The organism is Rhodococcus sp. YL-1 (genome assembly GCF_001942025.1).
GTDB classification, from domain to species: Bacteria; Actinomycetota; Actinomycetes; order Mycobacteriales; family Mycobacteriaceae; genus Rhodococcus_F; species Rhodococcus_F qingshengii.
Map to the genome: position 1 here is coordinate 1,874,685 of NZ_CP017299.1, position 19,809 is coordinate 1,894,493.

General features: G+C 62.3%; 19 protein-coding genes and 1 pseudogene. 16 read left to right on the forward strand and 4 right to left on the reverse strand.

The genetic code is table 11. From position 1 onward, the window contains the following. Window positions 1-94 precede the first annotated feature (94 nt). On the reverse strand, window positions 95-571 hold the full coding sequence (locus BH682_RS08925) for a MaoC/PaaZ C-terminal domain-containing protein (RefSeq protein ID WP_007728315.1): 477 nt from the start codon (window positions 569-571) through the stop codon (window positions 95-97). A 110-nt stretch (window positions 572-681) separates the two neighbouring features. On the opposite strand from BH682_RS08925, the gene BH682_RS08930 reads away from it, so the two are divergent. Continuing rightward, window positions 682-1,107 carry a DUF6314 family protein gene (locus tag BH682_RS08930; protein ID WP_042920992.1) on the forward strand — a complete coding sequence of 142 codons (426 nt, stop codon included), beginning with the start codon at window positions 682-684 and terminating at the stop codon, window positions 1,105-1,107. 16 nt (window positions 1,108-1,123) lie between these two features. Here BH682_RS08930 and BH682_RS08935 read toward each other — a convergent pair whose 3' ends face one another. Beyond that, window positions 1,124-1,336: a TOBE domain-containing protein gene (locus BH682_RS08935; protein WP_003942061.1), complete on the reverse strand. Its 213-nt coding sequence runs from the start codon at window positions 1,334-1,336 to the stop codon at window positions 1,124-1,126. 141 nt (window positions 1,337-1,477) lie between these two features. Between BH682_RS08935 and BH682_RS08940 the strand changes: the two genes are divergently transcribed. Then, window positions 1,478-1,681 carry a DUF4287 domain-containing protein gene (locus BH682_RS08940; RefSeq protein WP_007728313.1) on the forward strand — a complete coding sequence of 68 codons (204 nt, stop codon included), beginning with the start codon at window positions 1,478-1,480 and terminating at the stop codon, window positions 1,679-1,681. 6 nt (window positions 1,682-1,687) lie between these two features. On the opposite strand, the gene mftM is transcribed toward BH682_RS08940, so the two are convergent. Both mftM and mftR read right to left on the reverse strand, forming a co-directional pair. Beyond that, a complete protein-coding gene (mftM, locus tag BH682_RS08945; RefSeq protein WP_075832695.1) occupies window positions 1,688-2,521 on the reverse strand; it encodes a mycofactocin oligosaccharide methyltransferase MftM in 834 nt (277 codons plus the stop codon). A gap of 29 nt (window positions 2,522-2,550) precedes the next feature. Further along, the gene (mftR, locus tag BH682_RS08950; RefSeq protein WP_007728311.1) at window positions 2,551-3,150 is read right to left on the reverse strand and encodes a mycofactocin system transcriptional regulator; all 600 of its coding nucleotides are present in this window, start codon (window positions 3,148-3,150) and stop codon (window positions 2,551-2,553) included. 150 nt (window positions 3,151-3,300) lie between these two features. On the opposite strand from mftR, the gene mftA reads away from it, so the two are divergent. From mftA to BH682_RS09020, 14 genes and pseudogenes are all read left to right on the forward strand, one after another. Next, window positions 3,301-3,396, forward strand: a complete 96-nt coding sequence (gene mftA / locus BH682_RS08955) for a mycofactocin precursor MftA (protein WP_063836238.1) — start codon at window positions 3,301-3,303, stop codon at window positions 3,394-3,396. Then, window positions 3,381-3,668 carry a mycofactocin biosynthesis chaperone MftB gene (gene mftB, locus BH682_RS08960; protein WP_007728309.1) on the forward strand — a complete coding sequence of 96 codons (288 nt, stop codon included), beginning with the start codon at window positions 3,381-3,383 and terminating at the stop codon, window positions 3,666-3,668. The genes mftA and mftB overlap by 16 nt, the downstream gene beginning before the upstream one ends. 76 nt (window positions 3,669-3,744) lie before the next feature. Further along, entirely contained in the window at window positions 3,745-4,962 is a 1,218-nt protein-coding gene (gene mftC / locus BH682_RS08965) for a mycofactocin radical SAM maturase (RefSeq protein ID WP_003942089.1), read from the forward strand. Window positions 4,963-5,017: 55 nt separating this feature from the next. Then, window positions 5,018-6,196 (forward strand): pre-mycofactocin synthase MftD, encoded by a 1,179-nt coding sequence (mftD, locus tag BH682_RS08970; protein WP_003942047.1) that lies wholly within the window; start codon window positions 5,018-5,020, stop codon window positions 6,194-6,196. Window positions 6,197-6,222: 26 nt separating this feature from the next. Further along, window positions 6,223-8,154: a mycofactocin system FadH/OYE family oxidoreductase 1 gene (locus tag BH682_RS08975; protein WP_075832697.1), complete on the forward strand. Its 1,932-nt coding sequence runs from the start codon at window positions 6,223-6,225 to the stop codon at window positions 8,152-8,154. After that, on the forward strand, window positions 8,151-8,978 hold the full coding sequence (locus BH682_RS08980; RefSeq protein ID WP_063314734.1) for a mycofactocin-coupled SDR family oxidoreductase: 828 nt from the start codon (window positions 8,151-8,153) through the stop codon (window positions 8,976-8,978). Before BH682_RS08975 ends, BH682_RS08980 begins: the two co-directional genes overlap by 4 nt. After that, window positions 8,978-10,927: a mycofactocin system FadH/OYE family oxidoreductase 2 gene (locus BH682_RS08985; RefSeq protein ID WP_063314733.1), complete on the forward strand. Its 1,950-nt coding sequence runs from the start codon at window positions 8,978-8,980 to the stop codon at window positions 10,925-10,927. Before BH682_RS08980 ends, BH682_RS08985 begins: the two co-directional genes overlap by 1 nt. 41 nt (window positions 10,928-10,968) lie before the next feature. After that, window positions 10,969-12,207: pseudogene (locus BH682_RS08990) on the forward strand (DUF222 domain-containing protein). A gap of 98 nt (window positions 12,208-12,305) precedes the next feature. After that, window positions 12,306-12,998, forward strand: a complete 693-nt coding sequence (gene mftE, locus BH682_RS08995) for a mycofactocin biosynthesis peptidyl-dipeptidase MftE (RefSeq protein ID WP_064114054.1) — start codon at window positions 12,306-12,308, stop codon at window positions 12,996-12,998. 97 nt (window positions 12,999-13,095) lie between these two features. Continuing rightward, entirely contained in the window at window positions 13,096-14,493 is a 1,398-nt protein-coding gene (gene mftF, locus BH682_RS09000) for a mycofactocin biosynthesis glycosyltransferase MftF (protein ID WP_007730153.1), read from the forward strand. Further along, window positions 14,490-15,971: a mycofactocin dehydrogenase MftG gene (gene mftG / locus BH682_RS09005; protein ID WP_007730154.1), complete on the forward strand. Its 1,482-nt coding sequence runs from the start codon at window positions 14,490-14,492 to the stop codon at window positions 15,969-15,971. The genes mftF and mftG overlap by 4 nt, the downstream gene beginning before the upstream one ends. A 104-nt stretch (window positions 15,972-16,075) precedes the next feature. Then, window positions 16,076-17,389, forward strand: a complete 1,314-nt coding sequence (locus BH682_RS09010; RefSeq protein ID WP_047268928.1) for a helix-turn-helix domain-containing protein — start codon at window positions 16,076-16,078, stop codon at window positions 17,387-17,389. Between the two features lie 143 nt (window positions 17,390-17,532). Beyond that, window positions 17,533-19,056 carry an aldehyde dehydrogenase gene (adh, locus tag BH682_RS09015; RefSeq protein ID WP_007730158.1) on the forward strand — a complete coding sequence of 508 codons (1,524 nt, stop codon included), beginning with the start codon at window positions 17,533-17,535 and terminating at the stop codon, window positions 19,054-19,056. A 91-nt stretch (window positions 19,057-19,147) separates the two neighbouring features. Continuing rightward, window positions 19,148-19,708: a DUF779 domain-containing protein gene (locus BH682_RS09020; RefSeq protein ID WP_058038116.1), complete on the forward strand. Its 561-nt coding sequence runs from the start codon at window positions 19,148-19,150 to the stop codon at window positions 19,706-19,708. Window positions 19,709-19,809: the final 101 nt, after the last annotated feature.

Below are 19,809 nucleotides of genomic sequence, written 5' to 3' on the forward strand. Positions count from 1 at the left end.
AGGAACTCCTGATTGCAGGGATGGGTATTGTTGCGTCGCAACGTCACTGAAAGTACGGCAATTCGAACAGTGTGGTGCGAAATTTACCGATAATTCACTGTCCGCGAGTCGAGCGGCAGTGCAGGTAGGCGTCAGTGACCACGTCGAGAACGCGATTGCCGTGTGCATCGACCAATTTCGCTGTGATGGTCACCAATCCTCGCGCGCGATTGTCGAACACGACGTTGTCGACGGTGACCTTTCCGCTCAGGGTGTCACCGGGGCGAAGCGGACGGAGGAAGCTCACGTCGCGCATGGTTTTCCCGGCGATCACGTTCCACTGGTCGTAGAGACTGGCGACCACCAACTTCTGGCAGATCGACAGGGTGTGCAGCCCGCTGGCGATCAACCCGCCGAAGACGCCGGACTCGGCGGCTTCCTTGTCGACGTGAAACCACTGGGGATCCCACTGAGTTGCGAACTCGACGATTTCCTCTTCGGTCACCGAATACGAACCCAATGGGATCACTTGGCCGATCTCGAGATCCTCGGCGAACACTGCGCGTTTGTGAAGGGCGGCCGAATCGTTCATGGTTGTGAAAATCTCCTGCGTGTTCCGGGTGTACTCGGAACATACTCTCGCAGTGTGTTCGAGTCGGTCTCCGGTGTCGTCGGGCAATGCAGGGTCACTAGAATCGCCACATGGTCGACGACGCGAAAATCGAGCCGAGGGCGCTGGTAGGAAAGTGGCACTTCGAGCGGGACATCGTCGACCGCCTTTCTGGTTCCACCAAGCATGTATTCGGCGAGACCACTATCTCCGACGCCGGTGACGGTCGGATGCGCTGGTACGAGAGCGGCACGCTGCGTGACGGCGACCTGGAATTACCCGTGTTCCGAACTCTGTTCGTTGCCGAGCGCGGCCTCGAGTGGGCCGTGACATTCGAAGACGGCAGAGAGTTCCACGACTGGGCGCCGGGGGAGGAAGTCGAGCACCTGTGCGGTGCGGATACCTACCGCGGGCGAATCGACGTCACTGCCGGAGATCGATCGACCTGGACTGTCGTCTGGACCGTGACGGGGCCGAGCAAGGACTACACGATGACCACGCATCTCACCCGGCCCTGATCACATCGCTCGCCAGTTACTCGACGCCGATCGTCACCTCGGTGGACTTCACGAATACCGTTGCGGCTTGGCCTGGTTCAAGATCGAGATCCAGTGCGGCATCGCGGGTGATCGACGAGGTCACAATCTGATTCCCGCCGTCCAACTTCACCTTGACCGTCGCCATGACGGTGCCGAGGTTGACCTCGGTTATGGTGCCGGTGAGTTGATTTCGTGTGGACAGTCGCATCGCTGAACTCCTGTGCTCTCGGGTGGGTGTTCTTCGACCATAATGCGATGGTCGCGTATCTACCCAGCGATTCCGCAGGTGCGGACATGCGGGCGCCGCCGGTGCGCGAATATTGTCGGGCGGTGGAGGTAGATTCCGGTCATGACTGAACCCGTGAAAGGCCCGGCGTCGTATTTTCCGTCGATCGAGAAGAAGTACGGTCGGCCGATCGGTGAATGGCAAGAGCTGATCAGAAGCTCAGACCTCACGAAGCACATGGAATTGGTCAACTGGTTGAAGTCGGAGCACGGTATGGGTCATGGGCACGCGAATGCGCTTGTCGCCCATACGCTGAAAGAAGGGTAGTTCTTTTCAGGCGGCCGATGCGTCCAGCACCAACCAGCCGCCGTGATGCTCGAATACCTCGAACGGCACACGGCTCTGCCGGCCGACCGCACGCAGTGACTCGAGATCGAAAGTGCGGATGTGGCCGTGGCACGCGGTGGCTTCGTCTTCGAAGGGGACGGCAAGGACGACCCGTTGACGCGCGATCCGGAGTGCTTGCGCGATCACGGCCTCGCCGACTGCGTCGTCGACGTGTTCGAGGAGATGAATCGCGGTGACGGTGTCGGCGCTGTTGTCCGGTGCCGGTACTTCACCCGCGTCGCAGATCACCGTGTCGATCGTGATGCCGAGTTCGGGGGCAACCGCGTCGAGCAGGATCATCGTTCCGGGCAGGATGTCCGTGGCGGTCACGTCCATTCCGGCGCGCGCGAGCCGCAGGGGCAGGAAACCGAAGCAGGAACCCAGATCGAGCACGGAACCGCGGACCAGCTCTTCGGCTTTGTCGTGAATCGGCGCGAAATCTGCAGTGCCGTCCAGTAGTTCGGCAAGTGAGTTCCGGTAGTAGGTGGTCCAGGATTCGAGAGCGCCGTCCACGGTGGAGCGAACCAGGCCGACCATCGTCAACTCGAATTCGTCCTGACCGAACTCCGCGTCCTGGATCGACGAGGTGACTCCGGCGACGAGTCGCTCACTCAGATCGGCGGGAGTGAGGGAGTGCTTGACGTGGAGGCGACCGCCTCGGCGATCGAGCGAGATCGGACCGGACTCGACGCGTTCGACGGTGACATGCCCGAACGACCACAAGCCCGGCGTCGACGGCGCCAGGGAATCCAGGACGGGTTCGTTCGTGATGGTGGACATGATCGCCTTTCTCAGGTGGTGATGCTTTCTCAGGTGCTGATACCGGTCCGCAGGGACTGCGTACCTGTTTTCAAGAGTTCCGGTAGCTCGAGTGAATCGTCGGTGAGCCACTGCTCGTACGCCGACATCGCGACCCCGAGCAGAAGATAGCCGACCGTGCGCGGGCCGTGATCGGTCGGCTCGAGATTCATTCGGCGTGCGACGTAGTCGGCGACCACCTGCCGCCAACCTTCGTACATCACCACAGAGTATGCCTGAAGCGTCGGAACTTCGAGGATCAATTCCATCCGTTTGCGATGTACCGCAGTCTCTTCCGGTGGGAAGGTGTTGAACGTCAACAATGCGGATTCGAGTGCGTCGACCAACGGAATATCAGCGGGCAGTGAATCCAGGTGCTCGCGCATCTCGTCGAGATGTCCGTCGAAGTCTCCCCAGGGGACGGCGTTCTTGGACGGGAAGTAGCGAAAGAAGGTCCGACGCGCGATTCCGGCGGCATCGGCTATCTGGTCGACGCTCACCTCGTTGAAGCCGACTGTCGAGAACAGTTCGATCCCGATCGTGCTGATTCCCTCCTTCGTTGTGGAGGGGCGACGACCTATCCGAGCGGACGGTTTCTTGCGGCTACGCATACTTTTTTCGCTCCATGTGTGTCATTCTGCACTCGATGCCATTACAGTGGTGAACCGAGTCACAGTGAAGTCCCACTAGTGACCACCAACTCCCAGGTTGGAAGTCTGATCTACAGACTTCCAGACGGAGTGCGACCGCAGGAGGAATCCATGTCAGATCGTGACAACAAGGCGCTCGAGAACGACCTCGTCGAGGAGTCCCTCGTGGAGGAAGTTTCCATCGACGGCATGTGCGGCGTGTACTGACCGTGTCTGCTTTGGATCTCGATGCGGGGTGGAAACTCCACCCGCAGGTAGCGCTTCGCCCCGAACCTTTCGGGGCGTTGCTCTACCACTTCGGAACACGCAAGCTGTCGTTCCTGAAGAACACGACCATCGTTGCGGTGGTCAAGGCGTTGCCAGACCATCCTGATGTCCGGTCCGCACTACGTGCGCAAGGCATCGAAGATGACGCGGCTCCCCAATATGCCCGCGCGCTGAGCACTCTCGCCGACTCGCACATGATCGTGCCTGTCTGAGCCAGACGCTCGCCCCCACGTGCGGAACAGCCCTTCCGCACGTTCGCCCGCTTCATTTCTTCGCGAGGACACAGCCATGACCTCAGTTCTTGAACAGCCCTCCCCGCCCGCCAAGGTGGGTCGCCTCGTCGATCAGTTCGAACTCGGACTCGACGCCCCCATCTGCCTGACGTGGGAACTCACCTACGCCTGCAACCTGTCCTGCGTGCACTGCCTTTCGTCGTCGGGTCGTCGTGACCCCAACGAGCTGAGCACCGAACAGTGCAAGTCCATCATCGACGAGCTGCAGCGTATGCAGGTTTTCTACGTCAACATCGGTGGCGGCGAGCCGACGGTACGCTCCGACTTCTGGGAGCTCGTCGACTACGCGACCGACCACCAGGTTGGTGTGAAGTTCTCCACCAACGGCGTGAAGATCGACAAGAAGGTCGCGGCGCGCCTCGCAGCCAGTGACTACGTCGACGTGCAGATTTCCATCGACGGTGCCACCGCTGAGGTCAATGACGCTGTGCGCGGGCCTGGTTCGTTCGCGATGGCCGAGCGCGCTCTCGCGAACCTGAAGGAAGCCGGCTTCAAGGACGCCAAGATTTCGGTGGTCGTCACGCGGCACAACGTCAGTCAGCTCGACGAGTTCAAGGCTCTCGCGGACAAGTACGACGCGACCCTGCGCATCACTCGACTGCGTCCTTCGGGCCGCGGCGCCGACGTGTGGGACGACCTGCACCCGCGTCCGGAGCAGCAGCGTGAGCTCTACAACTGGCTGGTCGCCAATGGCGAAGGCGTCCTGACGGGCGACTCGTTCTTCCACCTCTCCGCCTTCGGCGATGCACTGCCCGGTCTCAATCTCTGTGGCGCGGGCCGCGTCGTGTGCCTGATCGACCCGGTCGGTGACGTGTACGCATGCCCCTTCGCGATTCACGAGCAGTTCCTCGCCGGAAACATCGTGAAAGACGGTGGATTCCAGGAAGTCTGGCAGCACTCGGACCTGTTCGAGGAGCTGCGATCGCCCCAAACCGGTGGCGCCTGCAGCAAGTGCAACCACTACGACTCCTGCCGCGGCGGCTGCATGGCGGCCAAGTTCTTCACCGGACTGCCGATGGACGGACCTGACCCCGAGTGCGTCATCGGCAACGGTGAAATGGCACTGGCGTCGGCGGGAGAGGTCCCGAAGTCCAGTGTCGACCACTCCCGTTCCGGTCAACGCAAGACCCCACGTGCATCGGTGCCACTGACACTGATGATGCGTCCGCCCGCCAAGATTTGTGACGAAAACCCGCTTGCGGGAATGCAGTAACTACTGCGCGATACCGACAGTGCGGCGAAAGCTGCACCCCAGAGAGGTCAGTTCAATGGCTAAGAATGCTTTCTTCGAGACGGTGGCAGAAGCACAGCGCCGTGCGAAGAAGAGGTTGCCCAAGTCCGTGTACGCGGCGTTGGTGGCGGGATCCGAGAAAGGGCTGACGGTCGACGACAACGTCGCGGCATTCAGCGAATTGGGTTTCGCTCCCCACGCTGCCGGGCTGTCGGACAAGCGCGAGATGTCCACCACCATTATGGGCCAGGACATTTCGTTGCCCGTCATGATTTCACCGACCGGTGTGCAGGCAGTGCACCCCGACGGTGAAGTAGCGGTAGCCCGTGCGGCTGCAGCACGGGGAACAGCCATCGGACTGAGTTCTTTTGCCAGCAAGTCCATCGAAGAAGTTGCCGCGGCCAACCCGCAGGTCTTCTTCCAGATGTATTGGGTCGGCAGCCGCGACGTGCTCCTGCAGCGTATGGAGCGCGCTCGCGCTGCCGGTGCCAAGGGCCTGATCATCACCACCGACTGGTCCTTCTCGTACGGTCGCGACTGGGGCAGCCCGTCCATCCCCGAAAAGATGGACCTCAAGGCGATGTTCCAGTTCGCACCCGAGGGAATCATGCGCCCGAAGTGGTTGCTCGAGTTCGCCAAGACCGGCAAGATCCCGGACCTGACCACCCCCAACCTCGCGGCTCCCGGCCAGCCTGCACCGACGTTCTTCGGCGCATACGGCGAGTGGATGCAGACTCCGCTTCCGACGTGGGAAGACATCGCCTGGCTTCGTGAGCAGTGGGGTGGACCGTTCATGCTCAAGGGCATCATGCGCATCGACGACGCCAAGCGAGCTGTCGACGCCGGTGTCTCCGCTATCTCGGTCTCCAACCACGGTGGTAACAACCTCGACGGCACCCCGGCGCCGATCCGTGTGCTCCCGGGCATTGCCGAGGCCGTGGGCGATCAGGTGGAAGTTGTTCTCGACGGCGGCATTCGACGCGGCGGCGACGTCGTCAAGGCGCTCGCACTCGGAGCCAAGGCCGTCATGCTCGGGCGCGCCTACCTGTGGGGCCTCTCGGCCAACGGCCAGGCCGGTGTCGAGAACGTGCTCGACCTCATGCGGATGGGCATCGACTCGGGGCTGATGGGCCTCGGCCACTCGTCCATCACCGAACTGAGCCCGGCGGACCTGGTGATTCCGGAAGGCTTCACACGCACATTGGGTGCCAGCTGAGATTACGGCTCCGATAGAGCTGTGAGTTGACACTCGACGAACACACGACCCTGGCCGGACGCCTCGTCCGGTCCAGGGTTGTTTTCGGTCCGCACGAGACCAATCTTGCTGTGGGACGCTCGCTTTCCGATCGGCACCGTGCGTACTACCAGCGCCGCGCCGAGGGCGGAACCGGGATCGTCGTCACCGAAGTGGCCTCGGTATCGGAGAACGACTGGCCGTACGAGCGGGCGCCGTTGGCGTCGCAATGTGGCCCGGGGTGGCAGTCGATCGCGGCTGCATGTGCTCCGTACGGAACGCTGGTTCTGGCCGGGCTCGGTCATACCGGCATGCAGGGATCGAGCGCATACTCCCAGTCGGTGCTGTGGGGACCGTCAAGAGTGGCCGACCCGGCGACGCGTGAGTTGCCGATGGCAATGGGGCAGCCGGAAATCGACCAGCTGATAGTCGGCTTCCGTGAGGCGTCGGCGCTGGCCGTCGCTTCGGGAATGGACGGAGTGGAACTCGATGCCGGTCCTCGAAGCATTCTGCGACAATTCCTTTCGGGTCTGACCAACACTCGGCAAGACCGATACGGTAGCGATCGCGTTGCTCTTGTTCGCGAGGTCATCTCGGCAGTGCGCGAGGAAGTCGGGTCGGATCACGTTGTCTCCCTGCGGTTGTCCTGTGACGAGGAAGCTCTATGGGCGGGCCTGACGCCCGATCTTGCCATCGGTATCGCGCGTGAAGTGTCTCCGTTCCTCGATCTCCTTGTCGTCGTTCGTGGCGGACTCTATTCGTCTGACCGGTACCGCCCCGATTTTCACTGCCCGCCGAACTTCAACCTCGATCTGTGCCGTGAGATCAAGGCCGCTCTGTCGATTCCTGTTGTCGTGCAGGGGAGCGTCGTGGACATCGCCGACGCTCACGCAGCGCTGGAAGTAGGTGAGTTCGTCGAGATGACCCGGGCCCAGATCGCAGACCCGGACCTGGTTGTGAAAGCCTCGCGCGGCGATCGTCCCCGGCCGTGTGTGCTCTGCAATCAGACGTGCCTCGTGCGTGATCCTCGCAATCCTGTCGTGACGTGCGTCGGGAATCCGAGCGCGGGTTTCGAGACGGTGGACCCCGATGAGCGAGAGCAGATTTCGACACCGGGAGCCGTGCTGGTCGTGGGGGGTGGCCCCGCTGGGATGGAAGCCGCACGGATCTCGGCGGTGGCGGGGCACTCGGTCACACTCGTTGAGAGTTCATCGCAGTTCGGCGGCATGATCCGAACTTTTGCGCGAGGTGACGGCCGTAGCCGGTTCGCACTCCTCGCGCAGTGGTTGGAGGACGAATGCCGTCGTAGCGGCGTGACGATGCGGACCGGGGCGGCGCTCGACGCCCAAGACCTGGGTGACGCACGCAGCCGGGGCGAGTTTGTTGTCGTTGCCACCGGTAGTGCTGCGAGGCCGCCGACGTATCCGGTCGACGATTCGGTTCGGTGGTTGGATGCGTCGGAAGCCTTCGAGAAGTTGAGCACCGTGGGGCCGGGTCCGGTCGCGCTGATCGATCCCCTCGGTGGACCGATCGCGGTGGCGCTCGCAGAAGCACTCGCGGCCCATGGCATCTCCGTCTCGATTGTGACTCCCGACAGCATCGTCGGTTCGAGGCTCGGTGCGAGTGGGGATCTGGTCGGTGCCAACACGCGCATCCAGCAGGCCGGGGTCACCAGGGTGCTCGCGTCACGTGTCACCGAAATCGCTCGAGGGGCCGTCTGCGTCGAACACGTCCATACCGGCGAGCGGTCGCAGCTCGAGTGCGAAGTGGTGATCGACTGCTCGCCTCGTCTGCCGAACGAAACGCTGAAGGAAGAGGCCGACATTCAGGTGGGCGACTCGGTTGCCCCGAGAACTGTTCTCGAATCCATCCGCGAAGGGCGCTTTGCAGGGTTTACTACTAGAACGAGTTTCAATTCTGCAGAGAGGGCTATCTCATGACACAGGGTTCAGTTCGTTCGCTCGAAGGTCGCGTTGCTTTCATCACCGGCGCAGCGCGCGGTCAAGGACGTGCGCACGCGGTCAAGATGGCGCGCGAGGGAGCAGCGATCATCGCGGTCGACGTATGCGCGTCGGTGGCGTCGGACAATTCCTACGACGCAGCAACTTCCGAGGACTTTGCCGAGACGATACGTCTGGTGGAAGCGGAGGGCGGGAAGATCCTCGCCCGCGAGGTCGATGTCCGTGACGGAACAGCGCTCACCGCGGTGGTCAAGGACGGCGTCGAACAGTTCGGACGTCTCGACATCGTGGTCGCCAACGCCGGGGTCTGCAACTGGAATCGATTCTGGGAAATGTCGGACGAGCAGTGGGAAACTCTGATCGACATCAACCTGACCGGAGTCTGGAAAACCCTCAAGGCCTCGGTGCCGGCGATCATCGAGGGTGGGCGCGGTGGATCGATCATCGTGGTCAGTTCGGTGGCCGGACTCAAGGCGCTGCCCGGACAGGCGCACTACGCGAGCGCCAAGTTCGGTCTCGTCGGTCTGACGCAGGCCGCGGCAAAGGAACTGGGGGAGTACAAGATCAGGGTCAACTCGATCCATCCTTACGGAGTGAATACGCCGATGGGGGTCGACCAGGGCGCTCTCGAGGTATTTGCAAAGTTTCCGCAGTACCTTCCCAACTTCACTCCGATCCTCTCGGACATCGCTTTCGCCGAACCTGACGAGATCGCCGATACCGTCCTGTGGCTCGCCGGTGACGGTTCCCGCACCGTCACGGCAAGTCATATCGCTCTCGATCAAGGAAACTCCAAGGTCTGATGACGCCGTACCCGCGCCTCTTCGCGCCACTGCGCCTGGGCAACCTGACACTCCGCAATCGGGTCGTGTTCTCCGCACACCTGACCAATTACGCGGAGAACGGGTTGCCGACGGAGCAGCACGCGGGCTACTACGAGGCGCGGGCACGCGGCGGTGCGGGTCTGATCATCACCGAGGAGCACTCGACGCATCCTTCGGATCGACCGTACGAGAAGATGATTGCGGGCTATCGGCCGGAAGCGATCGAGGGATACCGGCGGATCACCGACGCCGTTCATGCGCATGGTTCGTCGATTCTCGCGCAGATCAACCACAATGGGGGTCAGGGCGCTGGAACCTATTCGCGATCGCCGCTGTTGGCGCCGAGCGCCGTTGCGGATCCGTTGTTCCGCGAGGTGCCCAAGGCTGTCGACGACGCGGACATTGCCGAGATTCTCGCAGGGTTCGCCCTTGTTGCGCGCAACTGCGTTGCCGGTGGCTTCGACGGGGTGGAATTGCAGGCGTCGCAGTCGTCCATCGTGCGCGCGTTTCTCGCACCCTCGACCAACCTGCGCACTGATCGCTACGGCGGGGGCGTGGCGAATCGTGCGCGTTTCCTTCTCGAAGTGCTCGGGGTACTGCGTAAGGCCATCGGCCCGGATCGTGTGCTCGGTGTGCGCCTGAGTGGATACGAAGGAACGCGGGGTGGCATCGAACTGTCCGACGCGGTAACCACCGCCCAACTCATCGAAGCTGACGGTCACGTCGACTACATCAACACCACCGTCGGAATGGCCACGGAAACACTGCATCTGGTCGAAGCATCGATGGCTGTACCCACCGGCTACGCCAACTTCGTCCCGTCTGCGATCAGGGAGGTCATCGATCTTCCAGTCGTCGGAGTCGGCCGTTTCAAGACGCCGGAGCAAGCCGAAGCTGCACTCGAGGACGGTGTATGCGATCTGGTGGGCGTAGTTCGCGGGCAGATCGCCGATCCGGATTTTGTGAACAAAGCGCGTGCTGGTCAATCGGTACAGGTGCGAACCTGCCTGTCCTGCAACCAGGAATGCGTCGGGCGGATGGGTCTGGGACGTTGGTTGGGGTGCACCGCAAATCCGCGCGCTGGTCGGGAATCGGTACCGCTGCCGATGCCGCGGCGACGGGGCCGCACGGTGGTGGTGGTCGGTGGCGGCCCCGCCGGCCTGCAAGCTGCGGCTACAGCGGCCCAGCGAGGTCATGCGGTGACGCTGTTCGAGCGTGAACGAAGACTTGGGGGACAGATTCTTACCGCCTCGGTGGTACCGGCTCGCCGTGAGCTCGCCGACCTCGTCCGGAATCTCGAATCTGAGTGTCGCCGAAGTGGTGTGACGATCGAGTTGGATGCTGGAGCTGATCTCGCGATCGTGGAGGAGCGCGCGCCCGAGGTGGTCGTGATTGCAACCGGAGCGCGGCCTTTACGCCCAGCGTGGGCGGGTAGATCAGAGCGTGTGGTGGGTGTTCGAGACGTTCTCGACGGCAAGATTCTGCCGAGTGGAACGGTGCTCGTCTACGACGAACTGGGATTCCATCAAGGTACGTCGGTGGCGGAGTTCCTCGCTGATCGAGGCTGTGCCGTCACGATCGCGACCAACGGCATGGTGGTCGCGCAGGACCTGAGCATCACCCTGGATTTCGAGGGGTGGAACCGCCGAGCGTTCGAGAAGTCGATCGGTCAACGGACAGATCTGATGGTGACTTCGGTGAGCGCTGGGGCCTCGCCGCTCGTGAGCTTGGTTCACCTTCCGACGGGTGTGACCGAGGAAGTTGCAGTCGACTGGGTAGTCTTCGCGACACAGCAGGAACCTGTCGACGAGTTGTGGAACACCTTGCAGGGAAGCTGTTTCGAGAAATTTCGCATCGGTGACGCCTTGTCTCCGAGGCGTTCGCACGCGGCCGTCATCGAGGGGCATCGGGCCGCGTTGGCGATATAGTCGTCCGTTTTGTCCCTGGTTCTCGAAAGTATGTTTTGAGCATGGACAGTCGGGAAGCGTGGCAACTGGATGGCGTGGGCCTCAAGAGCGAGGTTCTCGATCTGGTGCGCGCCCGGCACGAGTTGCAGTCGCAGATAGTGTTGTTGATCGTGGAGGTGTTTTCCCGGGACGTTCTCGGTGGGAAGGGTTTTCGGGCGATCGCGCAGTGGTTGCATGGTTCGACGAATCTGGAGATCGGTGAGTGCAGTCTGCTAGTCGGGTTGGCGCGGTTGTTGATGCTCGAACCTGTTGTCGCGGATGCGTTCCACCGCGGGGATATTGATGCGTTGAAAGCGCGGCAGGTGGCGTCGTTTTGTCAGCATCCACCGAAGAACATGACCCTGGCGGATGTGGACAAGGCTCGCGGGATCTTGTTGGGGTTGGCGTCGAAGAACATCGCCGATTGTGATGCGGTGCGGGCGGCGATTCGGCGGATCGAGAAGCAGTACGGCAAGCGTGAGGACGGCGTTCCGGTCGGCGAGGATTCCGAACGTAACGAGTTCTACGCCTCGAAAGGCTTGTACGGCAGAGTGACTGTGAAGGGTGACTTGGATGCTGTGAACGGGGCACGGTTGATCACGTTGTTGTCGAGCCTGTCGGCGCCGACGCCGGAGAAGGACGGCGTGAAGGACACGCGTACTCCGGCGCTGCGGCGGGCGGACGGGTTCTGCGAGTTGTTGCGCCGGTATGAGCGGGCGGGGTTGGGTCCGATCGAGGGCTGAGTGAAACCACACATCACGGTGACTGCGTCTGCGAAAGACATGACGGACCTGCAAGCGTTGAAAGACCTCCTGCCGTCCACCGAAGAACTCGGATTTGCGAGGGCGGATTGGGTGGGTCCGATCAGTATTGATACTGCCCGGATGTTGGCGCGCGACTGCACCGTCACCCGGATCCTCCTGGATGAGAATGGTGTTCCGCTCGACTGCGGCAAGGAAGCGAGAACGGCGACGGTTCCGCAGCGGCGGGCGTTGGCGGTTCGTGATGGTGGTTGCGCGTTTCCGGGGTGCGGGACACCATCGGGGTGGTGCGATGCCCATCATATTGTTCACTGGAACGATGGTGGCCCAACAGATCTCGACAATCTGACCTTGTTGTGCGGTCATCATCACCGGACGCTGCATCACACGGAGTGGCGGGTGGAGATCGGACCGGATCGCAAATCGGTGTTCTATCCACCGATGTCCGTTGATCCGTATCAGCAGCCGATCGGCGGGAACAGCCCACCCACCGCGGCGTGAACCGCGACAACTGACGAATACGCCGGGGCGCAACAATGCCCCGGTGTATCCGCATGCAGTGTTGCGGTGGGAGGGGCTCGCACCAATACGATCGGGGGATGAGTTCTCCGCGTGACCTTGCTGCCATCCCGAGTCCTTCGCTCGAGGGCACTGCGCTCACCGTCGTGGTCCCGGTCGGTTCTTTCGAACAACACGGACCGCACCTGCCTCTCGATACCGACACTCGGATCGCGAGAGCAGTCGCACAGGCTCTGCCCGACGTCGTCGTGGCCCCGGCCATCGAATACGGGGCGAGCGGCGAACACGAAGGGTTTGCCGGCACGATTTCGATCGGTGCCGAGGCTATGGAAACCGTCGTCGTCGAATACGGAAGGTCGGCGTTCAGATGGACGAAGCGGGTGCTGTTCGTCAACGGCCACGGCGGAAATGGTCCCGCATTGGCCAAAGCGGTGGCACTTCTGCGGTATGAGGGGCGTGATGCTGCTTGGGTGCCGTGCGCTGTTGCGGGTGCCGACGCGCATGCCGGACACACTGAAACGAGCCTATTGCTGCACCTTTCGCCCGATTTGGTGCACATGAGCCTTGCTGAGACAGGAAATTTGTCTCCTATCGCGGACCTGATGCCAGGAATGCGTTCGGGCGGTATGGTCGCTGTGTCGCAAAACGGCGTTCTCGGCAATCCAGTCGGGGCTACCGCCGAAGACGGCGCATACATCTTCGGTGAGTTGGTAGGACGCGTGACGGATGGACTGGCCCGGTGGGAGCCTGGTCCAGATGGGAGGCTTCGGTGACGACCACGACCGAGTGGGGGCGGACGGTCCACCTGCGACGGCTTTCGAGGCTGCGACGAGTTGCAGCACGACGGGCTACGTCCCTTACGATCATCTGATGCGACCAGCAAGACTCCCCGACGGCTTCGGCATTCGGTTGGACCCCAAGGTGCGCACGTACTCGGGTGGCCGGGTACTCATCGGCGGATCTCCGACGCGGATGCTCAAGCTGGCGCCGACGGCTGCGGCGATGATCGGTGACGGCTTCCTCGAGGTGGTCGATCAGCAGAGCGCTGCGGTTGCGCGACACCTTCTCGATTCAGGTGTCGCGAATCCTCGTCCGATGTCGACGCCGTCCGCTGCCGATGTCACGGTCGTGATTCCGGTCAAGGACAACCAGGCCGGCGTCGAACGCCTATTGCCCGTCCTCAAGGATCTGACCGTCATCGTTGTCGACGACGGTTCGGAAGTGCCGGTGGAGCCCCGTCGCGCCTGCCCGGGCACCGGCACCATCACAGTGGTCCGGCACGAGAGTGCCCGCGGTCCCTCGGCAGCGAGAAACTCGGGATTGCGTTCGGCCCAAACACGTTTCGTAGCTTTTCTGGACTCCGACGTCATACCGCGTGCCGGTTGGCTCGAGTTGATGTTGGGCCACTTCAGCGATCCGGGGGTTGCCCTTGTTGCACCCCGCATCGTCGCCCTCGATCCGTACGGAACGGCGCTGGCGCGGTACGAGAACATGCGATCGTCTCTCGACCTCGGACGCAAGGAAGCTGCGGTGAAGTCGGGCAGTCCGGTCGCCTATGTCCCCAGCGCCGCCGTGATCGTCCGGCGCGACGTGGCACTCGAATGCAACGGTTTCGACGAGAGTCTCGAAGTAGCCGAGGACGTCGATTTCTGCTGGCGACTGCAGGCTGCGGGTTGGCGACTGAGGTACGAACCGGTTGCGCATGTCGCCCACGATCATCGAGTTCAGTTCGACAAGTGGTTCGCCAGGAGAGCGTTCTACGGCACGGGTGCGGCGCCGTTGGCTGCAAGACACGAGGGTTCGGTTCCGCCGATGGCGATGTCGTTCTCGACGCTCTTCGCGTGTATCGCCGCTGCAACACTGACCCGTTCCGGTCTTGCCGGCGCACTCGGCGCTTTGCTGTTTACCGTTTACCGGCTGCGAAAGATGTTCACCGGCCTGAGTCAACCCACCCGGATCGCGGCGATCCTCACCGCGCAGGGAGTTGTCGGCGGATTCTGGCAACTCGCCTCGGCAATGTGTCGTCACTACTGGCCCGTGACGCTCCTGGCGGTGATCGCCTCCAGGCGAATTCGGCGGCTGGCCGTCGCTGCAGCAGTCACCGAAGGTTTGGTGGACTGGTATCGCCACCGTGAGCCAGGCGGGCTGGGACCGGTTCGGTACGTCTTCTTCAAACGAGCCGACGACATCGCGTATGGAGCCGGACTCTGGCGTGGCGCATTCGACGCCCGCGACTGGGCGGCGCTGAAACCTCGAATCACCAAGTGACAGAAGCCGACTACGCAGATTTCCTGGTTGTCGGTGGTGGCACGTGTGGTTGCGTGGTCGCAGCCAGGCTCAGTGAAGATCCATCCGCCACGGTGATGCTCCTCGAATCGGGAAGCGGATATCGATCGGCGCTCGAACTCCCGGACGTCCTGGGTGATCCGTACCGACTGCCGGTCGGACCTGCGAGCGAATACACGTGGACCTATCCGGTCGAACTGACGCCGCGTCGGGCGTCCACAATTGCGCGGGGGCGGACACTCGGTGGATCCGGAGCCGTCAACGGTGCGTACTTCACCCGCGCGACCCGTGCTGATTTCGAGAATTGGCCGAGTTCATGGCGATACGACGACGTCTTGCCGTACTTCAAGAAGTCCGAAACGGATCGTGATTTCGAGGGCGAGTTCCACGGGACCGCCGGACCGATCCCGGTCGAGCGTCGAGCGTGGGACCAACTACATCCACTGAGCGGCGAGTTTCATGCGGCAGCGCTCGGAGCAGGCTTTCCCGACGACGTCGACAAGAATGCGCCGGACTCGTTCGGGGTGGGCCGAGTGCCACTGAACGTCTCGGATCATCGTCGGATCAGTACGGCGATCGGGTATCTGATGCCGGCGTTGCACCGGCCGAATCTGCGGGTGGAATCCGGAGTGAACGTCATTCGCATCGCGTTCTCGGGTACCCGTGCGATCGGCGTCGACGTTCTCGACGACGGTAATGTCCGACGCATTCGTGCCGACCATGTGGTCGTGTGTTCGGGCGCGGTGGCGACACCGCACATTCTCCTGAATTCCGGTGTTGGTCCAGCGGAACAACTTGTAGGGCAGGGAGTTTCCGTCGTTCTCGATCGACCGGGCGTCGGACAGAACTTCGTCGACCACCCGGAAGTGCTGCTGCCGTACCATTTTTCGAAGCCCCGCACGATTCGATCGCAGACTCCGGTGCTGGAGACAGCCCTCAACCTCGCTGAGATCGAAATCCGTCCGTACACCGCATCTTTCACAGACCTGGTTCCCGGTGTGCCTCGCATGGACCACGGCGTCGGAGTGGTCCTGATGGCGCCGCACAGCCGGGGAAGCATCGAACTGGTATCGGGGGATCCCGCTGGGGCGCCGCGTATTCGGTACAACTATGTCGCGTCGGCGCACGATCGAGCTGCCATTCGGGAAGGGATGCGGATCGCCGAGAATCTTCTCGAGTCGATCGCCGAGACGGGGTTGATCGATCGCCCCGTCGTGGAGTACACCGATGAGTGGGTCGAATCCCGCCTGGGAACGTCGCTGCATATGTCCGGTAGTTGCGTGATGGGTGCCGAGGCGGACCCGTTCGCAGTCGTCGACGGTCGGTGCCGTGTGATCGGCGCGCAAGGACTCAGTATTGTTGACACGTCAATCCTGCCGACGATCCCGACCCGCGGCCCGCATGCGACCGCGGTGATGGTCGCGGAACGAGCAAGCGCCATTCTGCTCGGTGACGAGTGACCGCGAGGGTAGCAGGCTGGGTCGGCAGTCATACCGAATGGTCGTTCTCGCCTATGGGCTGTGATCGGCGTTACAGTGGTCCACGGAGCGGAGGAACGCAAAATATGGCACGTGAACAGGCTGTGCCCGGCAACCCGTGGGTGGCGGTCAGGCCAGGCGATGACGTCGCGTTACTCGCGCGGCGACTTTCGTCTGCCCATCAGTCGTTCATCGATGCTCGCGGCGTGCCCGGCCAGGGGCTGACCGACGACTCCCATGTCCGCTCGGTCGTACTCGAGTCCTGGATGCGGAGCCGCAACAAGGGGGTAAATCCCGATGTGGTCGGCAACCCTGAGATGCTCGAAGGGTTGGAGCTCGAAAAGTATCGCTCCGCGCATCCCATGTCACTGATCCGTCCGGTGATTCGGAAACTCCTGGTGGAAGATGCTGCCGAGACCGGACTACTGATCGCGATCAGTGACGCACACGGTCGATTGCTCTGGGTGGAGGGTGACAACTCGGCCAAGGACAAGGCGTTGTCCATGAACTTCGTCGAGGGCGCCGACTGGAGCGAAGATCGTGTCGGCACCAATGCGCCGGGAACGGCGCTTGCTCTCGATCACTCCGTACAGATTTTCGGATCCGAGCATTTCAACCGAACCGTGCACGACTGGAGTTGTTCGGCCGCACCCGTCCACGATCCCACCACTGGGCAAATCCTTGGTGCCATCGACATCACCGGTGGTCCCAGGGTTGCGGTTCCCGAAGTGCTGTCACTGATCCGTGCAACTGTCGCGGCCGCCGAATCGGAATTGCGATTCCATCTCTTGAACTCGCCCATCCCACTCAGTGCCACGGCTCCGCGCCTCGAAACATTCGGTGCCGGCCGGCCGACGTTGGTTCGCGGCGGTGACCGCATCCCGATTTCGCAGCGTCACGCCGAGATTCTCCTTCTGCTTTCCGAACACCCGGAGGGTCTCAGCTCCGACCACCTTGCGGTCCTGCTCGACGAGGGCGAACTCGACGCAGTGACCATTCGCGCGGAAATGTCGCGGCTTCGTAAGGTTTTCGGTGCCGACCGGCTGGCTTCGCGCCCCTATCGGATCATCACGGAGTTCACGACAGATGTCGGCGAGGTGCGGGCAGCGTTGGATCGAGGCGACGCAGCGACGGCGATGAAACTGTATTCGGGCCCGGTGCTGGCGGGCTCGGCGTCTCCCGGCATCGAAGAGGTGCGGGAAGAACTACGCACCAGGGTCCAGGCAGCTCTGCTGCGTGGAGGTGACGCCAACCTTCTGGCCCGGTGGACCACGTCGGTGCACGGCCGCGAAGACTCAGTCGTGTGGGAGGCCTACCTGTCCACGTTGGATCCTCAATCTCCGTTGTATTCGCAGGTCCAGGCAAGAATTGATCTCCTCGACCGCCAATTGGGCATCTGAGAATCATCCGCGTTTCTCGCACGCAACGTACTTGCAACGTTGCAACTCCTAGTGTTGTGAATCACACCCCACCGGGGGGTGGGATTGCAGTCACCGATTTGGTGGGTGCGCCCAGGAAGAACACGTTTACATAGGAGCTTGCAATGACCGTGTACGCCCGCCCAGGTACCGCCGACGCGATCATGTCCTTCCAGTCTCGATACGACAACTGGATCGGCAACGAATGGGTTGCTCCGGTCAAGGGTCAGTACTTCGAGAACCCGACACCGGTGACCGGACAGAATTTCTGTGATGTGGCTCGTTCCACCGCAGAAGACATCGAACTCGCTCTCGACGCAGCGCACGCAGCAGCTCCGGCCTGGGGCAAGACCTCGGTCGCCGAGCGCGCGATCATCTTGAACAAGATCGCTGATCGTATGGAGGAGAACCTCGAATCCATCGCACTCGCCGAGTCGTGGGACAACGGCAAGCCGATCCGCGAGACCCTCAACGCCGACATTCCGCTCGCCATCGATCACTTCCGATACTTCGCGGGAGCTATTCGCGCACAGGAAGGTTCGCTCTCGGAGATCAACTCCGACACCGTGGCGTACCACTTCCACGAGCCGCTCGGCGTAGTCGGCCAGATCATTCCGTGGAACTTCCCGATCCTCATGGCCGTGTGGAAGCTTGCCCCCGCCCTCGCTGCCGGCAATGCCATCGTGCTCAAGCCTGCCGAGCAGACGCCAGTCTCGATCCTGCACCTCATCGGCATCATCGGTGACCTGCTGCCTGCCGGTGTTCTCAACATCGTCAACGGCTTCGGCGTCGAGGCCGGAAAGCCGCTCGCGTCCAGCCCGCGTATCAAGAAGATCGCGTTCACCGGTGAGACCACCACCGGTCGCCTGATCATGCAGTACGCGTCGCAGAACCTTATCCCCGTCACCCTCGAACTCGGTGGCAAGAGCCCCAACATCTTCTTCTCCGACGTTCTCGCCTCAAACGACGACTACCAGGACAAGGCACTCGAGGGCTTCACGATGTTCGCCCTCAACCAGGGCGAGGTCTGCACCTGCCCGTCACGTTCGCTGATCCAGGAAGACATCTTCGACGAGTTCCTCGCGATGGCAGCCATCCGCACCAAGGCTGTGCGCCAAGGGGATCCGCTCGACACCGACACCATGATCGGTGCCCAGGCCAGCAACGATCAGCTCGAGAAGATCCTCTCGTACATCGAGATCGGCAAGGCCGAAGGCGCCAAGGTCATCACCGGTGGTGAGCGAGCCGAACTTGGCGGAGACCTGTCCGGCGGCTACTACGTCCAGCCGACGGTGTTCACCGGCAACAACAAGATGCGCATCTTCCAGGAAGAGATCTTCGGACCCGTCGTCTCGGTCACCTCGTTCAAGGACTACGACGAGGCCATCGAAATCGCCAACGACACGCTCTACGGTTTGGGCGCCGGTGTCTGGTCCCGCGACGGCGGAGTTGCTTACCGCGCAGGCCGCGACATCCAAGCCGGTCGCGTCTGGACCAACACGTACCACCAGTACCCGGCACACGCAGCTTTCGGTGGATACAAGCAGTCCGGCATCGGCCGCGAGAACCACCTGATGATGCTCTCGCACTACCAGCAGACCAAGAACCTCCTGGTCAGCTACGCCCAGAAGGCTCAGGGCTTCTTCTGATCTACCCACCGGCACCCGTGAGCCCCTCGCTGCGGGTGCCGGTGAGCAAGACTGCAACACGCGAAACCTGCACAAACACACGGAGGTTGGAATGAGCGCCACGGACACACCCGATACCGGCGCCGTTCCACCCCGGTTGGTGACCACCGCTGGGGCGGCTGACCTCCTGCGCCGCCTCAGCGGGACTCACGGCGAACTGATGATGCATCAATCCGGCGGATGCTGCGACGGCTCGGCCCCGATGTGTTATCCCTCAGGCGAATTCATCGTCGGGGACCGTGACGTACTACTCGGAATCGTCGATCTCCGACTTGCTGTCGGAGAGACTCCCGAAGACCTTCCCACCGGAACCGACGCTGTACAGGTCTGGATTTCCGGATCACAGTTCGAAGCCTGGAAGCACACCCAGTTGGTGCTGGACGTCGTGCCCGGCCGCGGCAGTGGATTCAGCCTGGAGTCTCCTGAAGGATTCAGATTCCTCAGTCGAGCAAGGGCATTCACACCGGACGAAAACGAAGCACTCGGCGCGTCGAGCATTCTCGTGGGCGCTGATTGGGAAGCGGGCATGCGTCCTTTGCCCCCGACGGTTCCCCAGGTGGTCGCCGAGGCCGTCGATGCCTGCCCGGTGCCGGGCGCGGCCGCCCGATCTTGAGAACGGCAGCCTGAAGAAGATCTGAACAGACTCGGGGCCGCTCACATGACAGCCAGTTAACAGCACGGTCATCTCCAGGCGACCTTCTCCGTACATCGCCC

Coding starts and splice junctions, on each gene's coding strand:
- mftM (WP_075832695.1), bottom strand. CDS start 2,521: ATGTCCACCATCACGAACGAACCCGTCCTGGATTCCCTGGCGCCGTCG.
- BH682_RS09010 (WP_047268928.1), top strand. CDS start 16,076: ATGGCACGTGAACAGGCTGTGCCCGGCAACCCGTGGGTGGCGGTCAGG.
- BH682_RS08925 (WP_007728315.1), bottom strand. CDS start 571: ATGAACGATTCGGCCGCCCTTCACAAACGCGCAGTGTTCGCCGAGGAT.
- BH682_RS09020 (WP_058038116.1), top strand. CDS start 19,148: ATGAGCGCCACGGACACACCCGATACCGGCGCCGTTCCACCCCGGTTG.
- mftE (WP_064114054.1), top strand. CDS start 12,306: ATGAGTTCTCCGCGTGACCTTGCTGCCATCCCGAGTCCTTCGCTCGAG.
- BH682_RS08985 (WP_063314733.1), top strand. CDS start 8,978: ATGACGCCGTACCCGCGCCTCTTCGCGCCACTGCGCCTGGGCAACCTG.
- mftF (WP_007730153.1), top strand. CDS start 13,096: ATGCGACCAGCAAGACTCCCCGACGGCTTCGGCATTCGGTTGGACCCC.
- BH682_RS08980 (WP_063314734.1), top strand. CDS start 8,151: ATGACACAGGGTTCAGTTCGTTCGCTCGAAGGTCGCGTTGCTTTCATC.
- BH682_RS08935 (WP_003942061.1), bottom strand. CDS start 1,336: ATGCGACTGTCCACACGAAATCAACTCACCGGCACCATAACCGAGGTC.
- mftD (WP_003942047.1), top strand. CDS start 5,018: ATGGCTAAGAATGCTTTCTTCGAGACGGTGGCAGAAGCACAGCGCCGT.
- BH682_RS08930 (WP_042920992.1), top strand. CDS start 682: ATGGTCGACGACGCGAAAATCGAGCCGAGGGCGCTGGTAGGAAAGTGG.
- mftC (WP_003942089.1), top strand. CDS start 3,745: ATGACCTCAGTTCTTGAACAGCCCTCCCCGCCCGCCAAGGTGGGTCGC.
- BH682_RS08940 (WP_007728313.1), top strand. CDS start 1,478: ATGACTGAACCCGTGAAAGGCCCGGCGTCGTATTTTCCGTCGATCGAG.
- mftR (WP_007728311.1), bottom strand. CDS start 3,150: ATGCGTAGCCGCAAGAAACCGTCCGCTCGGATAGGTCGTCGCCCCTCC.
- mftA (WP_063836238.1), top strand. CDS start 3,301: ATGTCAGATCGTGACAACAAGGCGCTCGAGAACGACCTCGTCGAGGAG.
- adh (WP_007730158.1), top strand. CDS start 17,533: ATGACCGTGTACGCCCGCCCAGGTACCGCCGACGCGATCATGTCCTTC.